The sequence below is a fragment of the Micromonospora deserti genome, assembly GCF_003236335.1.
Lineage (GTDB): Bacteria > Actinomycetota > Actinomycetes > Mycobacteriales > Micromonosporaceae > Micromonospora > Micromonospora deserti.
Window position 1 is genome coordinate 1 of record NZ_POUB01000286.1, and the last position, 7,500, is coordinate 7,500.

At 74.0% G+C, this 7,500-nt stretch carries 9 protein-coding genes; 5 read left to right on the forward strand and 4 right to left on the reverse strand.

The features are described 5' to 3' along the window. Nucleotides 1-241: 241 nt before the first annotated feature. The 3 genes from C1I99_RS26990 to C1I99_RS27000 all read left to right on the forward strand — a co-directional run bounded on the left by C1I99_RS26990 (nt 242) and on the right by C1I99_RS27000 (nt 3,212). Nucleotides 242-1,009 carry a glycerophosphodiester phosphodiesterase family protein gene (locus C1I99_RS26990; protein ID WP_111137028.1) on the forward strand — a complete coding sequence of 256 codons (768 nt, stop codon included), beginning with the start codon at nt 242-244 and terminating at the stop codon, nt 1,007-1,009. Between the two features lie 19 nt (nt 1,010-1,028). Continuing rightward, nucleotides 1,029-2,423 carry an MFS transporter gene (locus tag C1I99_RS26995; RefSeq protein ID WP_111137029.1) on the forward strand — a complete coding sequence of 465 codons (1,395 nt, stop codon included), beginning with the start codon at nt 1,029-1,031 and terminating at the stop codon, nt 2,421-2,423. Between the two features lie 75 nt (nt 2,424-2,498). Next, the gene (locus C1I99_RS27000) at nt 2,499-3,212 is read left to right on the forward strand and encodes a thymidine kinase (RefSeq protein ID WP_111137030.1); all 714 of its coding nucleotides are present in this window, start codon (nt 2,499-2,501) and stop codon (nt 3,210-3,212) included. A gap of 5 nt (nt 3,213-3,217) precedes the next feature. Here C1I99_RS27000 and C1I99_RS27005 read toward each other — a convergent pair whose 3' ends face one another. Then, nucleotides 3,218-3,676, reverse strand: a complete 459-nt coding sequence (locus C1I99_RS27005; protein ID WP_111137031.1) for an Rv0361 family membrane protein — start codon at nt 3,674-3,676, stop codon at nt 3,218-3,220. A gap of 211 nt (nt 3,677-3,887) precedes the next feature. On the opposite strand from C1I99_RS27005, the gene C1I99_RS27010 reads away from it, so the two are divergent. Beyond that, on the forward strand, nt 3,888-4,262 hold the full coding sequence (locus tag C1I99_RS27010) for a VOC family protein (protein WP_111137032.1): 375 nt from the start codon (nt 3,888-3,890) through the stop codon (nt 4,260-4,262). A 48-nt stretch (nt 4,263-4,310) separates the two neighbouring features. On the opposite strand, the gene C1I99_RS27015 is transcribed toward C1I99_RS27010, so the two are convergent. Then, a complete protein-coding gene (locus C1I99_RS27015; RefSeq protein ID WP_111137033.1) occupies nt 4,311-5,309 on the reverse strand; it encodes a tyrosine-type recombinase/integrase in 999 nt (332 codons plus the stop codon). 158 nt (nt 5,310-5,467) lie between these two features. On the opposite strand from C1I99_RS27015, the gene C1I99_RS27020 reads away from it, so the two are divergent. Continuing rightward, the gene (locus tag C1I99_RS27020) at nt 5,468-6,505 is read left to right on the forward strand and encodes a helix-turn-helix transcriptional regulator (RefSeq protein ID WP_111137034.1); all 1,038 of its coding nucleotides are present in this window, start codon (nt 5,468-5,470) and stop codon (nt 6,503-6,505) included. On the opposite strand, the gene C1I99_RS27025 is transcribed toward C1I99_RS27020, so the two are convergent. Both C1I99_RS27025 and C1I99_RS32935 read right to left on the reverse strand, forming a co-directional pair. Continuing rightward, complete coding sequence (locus C1I99_RS27025; RefSeq protein WP_111137035.1) at nt 6,495-6,926, reverse strand: Hsp20/alpha crystallin family protein; 432 nt, start codon at nt 6,924-6,926, stop codon at nt 6,495-6,497. The two genes, C1I99_RS27020 and C1I99_RS27025, sit on opposite strands and share 11 nt — an antisense overlap. A gap of 178 nt (nt 6,927-7,104) precedes the next feature. Further along, the coding region (locus C1I99_RS32935; protein WP_111137036.1) for a DUF6069 family protein at nt 7,105-7,500 on the reverse strand (396 nt) is incomplete at its 5' end.

Below are 7,500 nucleotides of genomic sequence, written 5' to 3' on the forward strand. Positions count from 1 at the left end.
CCGCCGCCCGCCGGCCTGAGGCTCCGCCGCCCGCCTCAGGTGAGTGGCCCGCCGCCCGGCATCAGGGAGAGCGGTTCGCTGGCCTTGCGAAGAGTGGCCAGCCGGCCTCAGGCGGAGTCACGGACTGCCGCGGTGGGACCGGCGGTGGCTGGCGCGGTGCCGGCGGCGCTTCGGCTTCCGCCCCGACCCACGTCACCGGCTGGTCGTCGGGCCGCAACCACCGACCGGCATACTGCGCTGCGTGCTGACCGGCCACCCCTACCTCGACACGCCCGGACCGCTGGCGTTCGCCCACCGCGGCGGCGCCGCCGAGGGCGACGAGAACACCGCGGCGGCGTTCGCCCGCGCGATCGACCTCGGCTACCGGTACGTGGAGACCGACGTGCACGGCACCGCCGACGGGGTCGCGGTGGTGTTCCACGACGCCACCCTGCACCGGGTCACCGGCGAGCGGGGGCGTATCGCCGACCTGCGCTGGGCCGACCTGGCCTCGGTCCGCGTCGGCGGGGCGGCCGTGGTGCCCCGCCTCGACGAGGTCCTCGACGCCTGGCCGCAGGTCCGGTTCAACATCGACGTCAAGGCCGACGGCGGGATCGAGCCGACGGTGGCCACCGTCGCGCGCGCCGGCGCGGGCGACCGGGTGCTGCTCGCCTCGTTCAGCGACGCCCGGCTGGCCCGGCTCCGCGCGCTCACCGAGGGGCGGGTCGCCACCGGCCTGGGCATGCGCGGCGTGGCCCGGCTGCGGATGGCGTCGCTGACCAGCCGGGCGCTGCGGCTGCCGCCGTCGGTGGTCGCCGCGCAGGTGCCGGTGCGCTACGGGCGGGTGCCGGTGGTCGACCGCCGGCTCCTCGCCTACGCCCACCGACTCGGCCTGCAGGTGCACGTCTGGACGATCGACGAACCTGCCGAGATGCACGAGTTACTTGATCTTGGTGTGGATGGCATCATGACCGACCACGTCGGCGTGCTGCGCGACGTCTACCGCAGCCGCGGCCACTGGGCCGCCTGACCCCCGACGAAGGACCCCGATGGCCGAGACCGTCACCCCCGCGGTGGGCGACACCCCCGCCCCGGCGAGCACCCGCCGCGAACGCACCGGCTGGTACGTCTACGACTGGGCCAACTCCGCCTTCCAGACCACCGTGATCACGGTGTTCCTCGGCCCGTTCCTCACCACCGTCGCCGAGCTGGCCGCCGGCTGTGAGCTCGGCGCGGACAGCTGCGCCGGATACGTGTACCCGCTGGGCATCAAAGTCGCCGCCGGCTCGTACTACCCGTACCTGATCTCACTGTCGGTCTTCCTCACCGTGTTCGTACTGCCGGTGATCGGCGCGGTCGCCGACCGGACCACCCACAAGAAGCGGCTGCTCGGCGCCGCGGCGTTCACCGGCGCCGGCGCGACCATCGCGATGGCCTTCGTCACCGGCGACCGCTACCTGCTCGGCGGGGCGCTGTTCCTGGTCGCCAACATCTCCTTCGGCGCCGCGATCGTGGTCTACAACTCGTTCCTGCCGCAGCTCGGCGGCCCCGACGAACGCGACGGCATCTCCAGCCGCGGCTGGGCCCTGGGCTACCTCGGCGGCGGCCTGCTGCTGGCGCTCAACCTGGCCGCGATCACCATGCTCAGCGAGGACGACAACCCGCAGCGCACCCTGGATCTGGCCCGCTGGTCCATCGTGTCGGCCGGCGTGTGGTGGGCCGCGTTCACCCTGGTGCCGCTGCGCTGGCTGCGCGAACACCCCACCGCCGCGGCGCTCGCCGGCGGCGGCGGCAACGTGCTCACCGACGGGTTCCGGCAGCTCGGCCGTACCCTGCGCGAGATCAAGGCGTACCCGCTGACACTGTTCTTCCTGCTGGCGTTCCTGGTCTACAACGACGGCATCCAGACCGTCATCACCCTGGCCAGCCAGTACGGCACCAAGGAGCTGCGGCTGGAACAGGGCAACCTGATCATCACCATCCTGCTGGTGCAGTTCCTCGCCTTCGGCGGGGCGCTGTCCCTCGGCGCCCTCGCCCGGCGCATCGGCGCCTGGAAGACGGTGCTGCTGAGCCTGGTGCTCTGGACCGCGGTGATCGTCGCCGCGTTCCGGCTGCCCGCCGAGGCACCGCTGCCGTTCATGGCCCTCGGCGCGGCCATCGGCCTGGTGCTCGGCGGCAGCCAGGCGCTGAGCCGGTCGCTGTTCAGCCAGCTCATCCCCACCGGCAAGGAGGGCGAGTACTACGGCTTCTACGAGATCAGCGACAAGGGCACCAGCTGGCTCGGGCCGCTCGCCTTCGGCCTGGTGTTCCAGCTCACCAACTCCTACCGGGTCGGCCTGGTCTCCCTGTTGATCTTCTTCGTGGTCGGGTTCCTCCTGCTGCTGGCCGTGCCGATCCGCCGGGCCGTCGTCGCCGCCGGCAACACCCCGCCCCGGGTGCTCTGACGCCGGCCCCTGCCCGCCGTGTGGCGGCCCGCGCCCACCGGATACGGGCCTGTCGATCGGCTAGGCTGCCCGACCGTGACCGACGACGCCTCCGCCCCGACGTGCCTGGCGCGCCCGCTACCGGGCCCCGACGACAGCCCCACCGGGTGCGCCGCGGCGCGCGGGGTGGACGGGCGGCCGCTGCACGCGGCGGCGTTGAAGTTCTTCTGGGGGCCGATGGACTGCGGCAAGTCCACGATGGCCCTGCAGATGAACTACAACCATTCCCGGCAGGGCCGCCGCGGTCTGGTCACCACCCGCATCGACCGTTCCCTCGGCCCGCAGGTGACCACCCGCATCGGCCTGGCCCACGAGGCGATCGAGGTCACCGACGAGCTGGACCTGCGCACCCTGGTGCGCGACACGTGGGCCGAAGGGGTCCGCGTGGACTACCTGATCTGCGACGAGGCGAGCTTCTACAGCGTCGACCACGTCGAGCAGATGGCCGAGCTGGTCGACAGCTACGACGTCGACGTGTACGCGTTCGGACTGGCCACCGACTTCCGCTCCTGCCTGTTCCCGGCCGCGCAGCGGCTGTTCGAACTGGCCGACGAGGTGGCCCGTATCCAGGTCGAGGTGCTCTGCTGGTGCGGCCGGGAGGGGCTGCTCAACGCCCGGGTGGTCGGCGGCCGAGTGGTCCGCGAGGGGGCGCAGGTGGTCATCGGCGACACCGTGGACAGCGCCGAGGTGCGTTACCAGGTGCTGTGCCGGCGGCACTACCGCGCCGGCGACCTCGGACCGCGTCGCTGACCGACTCAGTACGGGTCGCCGCAGACCCGCCACCCACCGTCCTCCCGCACCACCGACAGGGCCCGCTGTTCGCTGGCGCCGCTGTCGCGGGTCAGCCGCACCGTCACCGTGCCGCGCGGACGGCCGCCCCGGGTCGCCACCGACACGTCGACGATCTCGTAGTCGCTGACCACCGGCGGGGTCCGCACCCAACTGGTGAACCCGATCTCGCTCCACCGGCTGCGGGCGTCGGCGCAGAGCCGGTCGTACGCGCCGTCGGCGTCGCCCGCGGCGATCGACCGCAGGAACCCGTCCGCGGTCTCCCGCACCGGGCCGCTGGCCTGCGTGACCACCTGCACGTTCCAGGCGCCCAGCCCGGCCACCCCCACGCAGCACAGCGCCACGGCGGCCCCGGCGAACACCAGCCCGGCGCGCACCGGGCGGCGCTGCCGGGCCGGTCGGCTCCACGGCTGCTCAGCGCCCACACCTGTCGACCGTAGAGAACCGGCGGACCCACGCGCAGGAAAGTCGCCGGTCGCGGTCGCCACCGGATCGTGCACCGTCGGCGGGTGACCGCCCGCGCCGCCCCTGCATCACCCGCTGCGTGCAGGCGGTGCCGGTCGATCCCCGGCCCGCGGGCCGGGGATCGACCGCTACCTGACAGGAGATGGCAGGTACCGTCGGCAGACTGCGGGCATGACAGTCACCGCCGACCTCGCCATGGTCAATCTCGACAGCCCCGACCCGGTCGCCCACGCCGCGTTCTGGCAGCGCGTCCTCGGTGGGGAGATCACCCACAGCGAACCGGAGTACGCGATGGTCACCACCACCGCCGGCGGCGGCGTGGCCCTCGGCTTCGGTCTGGTCGAGGGCTACCGGCCGCCGTCCTGGCCGGACGAGACCGCCGGCAAGCGCTACCACCTGGACCTGTACGTCGACGACCTCGCCCTGGCCGAGAAGGAGTTCGTCGCGGCAGGCGCCAGCAAGCCGGGGTTCCAGCCCGGCGGTGAGCGGTGGGTGGTGCTCATCGACCCGGCCGGGCAGCCGTTCTGCGTCTGCCGCCGCGGCTGACCGGTGTCGCGCCGAACCCGGCCCGGGGGCGTCCAGCCCCCGGGCCGGTCACCCGCGGCGGCGCGCCCGGGCCGCCCAGATCACGTACGCGGGGTCCCGGTCGAGGTTGTGCCGGTCCCGGTCGTAGCGGCGGGTGGTCCGCGGGTCGGCGTGCCCCATCGCGTCCTGCACGTCCTCGAGGGGAACGCCCTCGGCGCGGGCGGTGGTGGCGAAGGCGTGCCGCAGCGAGTGCGGCGACAGCTTCGCCCAGGCCGGGATGCCCGCCGCCCGGGCCAGCCGGCGCACCAGGCGGAACACCGAGTGCCGGTCCAGCCGGGCGCCGGTCGCGGTGACCAGCAGCGGGCCGGTCAGCTCGGGCACCGCCACCCGCTGCGCCGCCGCCCGCTGGGCCAGGTACGCGTCGACGGCGTGGGCGGTGCCCGGGGTCAGCGCCCGGCGGCGGGACCTGCCGCCCTTGCCGACGAACCGCACGCTGCGGTGACCGCGTTCGGTGCCCAGGTCGGCCAGGTCCAGCGAGACGAGCTCCCCCACCCGCAGGCCGAGGTCGGCCAGCAGCGCGATCACGGCCCGGTTGCGGGTGGCGGTGGGCCCGGTGTCGGCCTCGGCGGCGGCGAGCAGCGCGTCGACCTCCTCGGGGGTGAGCCCCACCGTGGCGGAGTGGTCCCGGTCGATGCGGGGCCGGTCGGCGCCGGCGACCGGGTTGGCCTCGACGGCGTGCAGCTTGACCAGAAAGTCGTACCAGCTGGACAGTGCGGAGAGCCGCCGGGCGACGGTGGCCGGAGTGAGCGGCCTGCCGCTGCGCGCACCGAGTGTCACCTCCAGGGTGCGACCGTACTCGTTGACGTGTAGGAAGTTCGCCCGCAGCGGGTCCAGTTCCCGGGCGGTGCACCAGGCCAGCCAGCCGGCGATGTCGCGCCGGTAGGCGTCGCGGGTGTGCTCGGACAGGCGCCGGTTGCGCAGCCACGCCTCGGTGAAGTCGGTCGGCCCGCCGGGCAGCGCGGGCCGGGCCGATGGACGGGCACGCACCGGGGCGTCGGGAAACCGCATGCGAGAAAGGTTCTCAGCCGCGGGTGGGGAACGGACGGAGGCGCGCCCTACCGGAATCCGCGCCGGCCATCCCCGGCGACCGCGGACCGGGGATGGCCGGCGACCCCGGACCGGGGATGGCACGACCCCCGCCGCCGCGGCGGGGGTAACGTCGGGCGGTGCGCGCGAGTCGGCTGGTCTCCCTGCTGCTGCTCCTGCAGACCCGGGGTCGGATGACCGCCCAGGAGCTCGCCGACGCCCTGGAGGTGTCGGTGCGCACCGTGTACCGGGACGTGGAGTCCCTCGGCGCGGCCGGGATCCCGGTCTACGCCGACCGGGGCCCGGCCGGCGGCTACCGGCTACTGGACGGCTACCGCACCCGGCTGACCGGGCTGACCGCCGGGGAGGCGGAGGCGCTCTTCCTGGCCGGCATGCCCGGTCCGGCAGCGGAACTGGGGCTCGGGTCGGTGCTGGCGGCGGCCGAGTTGAAGCTGCGCGCCGCGCTGCCGGCGGAACTGGCCGACCGGGGCGGGCGGATCCGGCAGCGGTTCCACCTCGACGCCCCGACCTGGTTCCGGGAGCCGGAACCCACCCCGCACCTGACCGCGCTGGCCGGCGCGATCTGGCAGGACCGGCGGGTCCTGGTGCGCTACCGGCGGTGGAAGACCCCGCGGGAGGTGACCCGCTCGCTCGCTCCGCTCGGCGTGGTGCTCAAGGCGGGGCGCTGGTATCTGGTCGCCGACGCCGGCGGCGAGGTGCGCACCTACCGGGTGGGAGCGATCCTCGACCTGACCGTGCTCGACGAGCGGTTCGATCGGCCGGACGACTTCGACCTGGCCCGGTGCTGGCAGGAGCACGCCGAGCGGTACGAGCGCGGCGTGTACCGCACCGAGGCCCGGGTGCGGATGACGGTCGCCGCGCTGGAGCTGATGGCGTACGTCTTCCCGCCGGCGATGAGCCGGGCGGCCCGGGCGGCGGCCTCGGACCCGGACGCGGACGGATGGGTGCACACCACGGTGCCGATCGAGTCGGTGAGGCACGGGCACGTCGAGCTGCTCAAGCTGGGCGGCGAGGTGGAGGTGCTCGCGCCGGCCGAGCTGCGCGACCGGTTCACCGCCACCGCCCGCGCCCTGGCCGGCCTCTACCCGACGCCGGCGACGGGATCGGGCGGGACGGCCGCACCGGCTGCCCCGCCCGGTGGCCTGGTCAGGCGTTGATCTGCTTGCGGCCGTTGCCGTTGCTGCCAGCGGTGATGGTGACCCGGCGCGGCTTGGCCCGCTCGGCCACCGGGATCCGCAGCGTCAGCACACCGTTGTCGTAGCCGGCTTCGAGCTTGTCGGTGTCGAGGGTGTCGCCGAGGACCAGCTGCCGGCTGAACCTGCCCATCGGGCGTTCGGCGGCGACGAGCTCCACGTTGTCGCCCGCGGGCCGGCGCCGCTCGGCCCGGACGGTCAGCACGTTGCGCTCGACGGTGCAGTCGATGCTGTCCGGATCCACGCCGGGCAGGTCGAACGCGGCGTAGAAGTAGTCGCCGTCGCGGTAGGCGTCCATGTGCATGACCGCCGGACGCGTGGTGGTGCCGAAGAACTGCTCGGCGAGCCGGTCGATCTCACGGAACGGGTCGGTACGCATCAGCATGGTGCCTCCTCGGTTCTCCTAGCCGAAGGTGTCAGGTTGAGTCTGGGTGACTCAACTTCCCCTACTGTATTAGTGCGCGGCGCGGCCGGCGTCAACTCCGACGCGAGAACCCCTACGCGTCACGGCCCCCTGGGCGCGGTAGGTCCGGGGCGTCGGCGGCGCCGCCCGACGTGGGCTGTCAGGGTCGGCGTACCGGCAGCAGGGCGAGCAGGACGGCGGCCACCGCAAGGTGCATGGCGCCCAGTGCCACCTTGGCCCCGCCGGTGGCGTCGGTGGTGACGACGGGGACGAAGGACAGCACCGTCACCGCGACGGCGAGCACGATCCAGATGGCGGTCGCCCGACGACCGGCGAAGCGCTCCAGCAGCGCCAGCGCCGCCCAGCCCAACAGGGCCGAGCCGAGGGAGATCGTGATGACCGGGCCGAGACCGATGACCATCTCCGGCTGGTCCGGGTTCTTGACGGTGTAGTCGACGCCGGCGATCTCGCCGACGAGCCAGATCAGCACGCTGGCCAGGATGGCGGCGCCGACGCCCAGTGCACGCCGGCGCAGGGGCGAGGCGGTGGCGGGGGC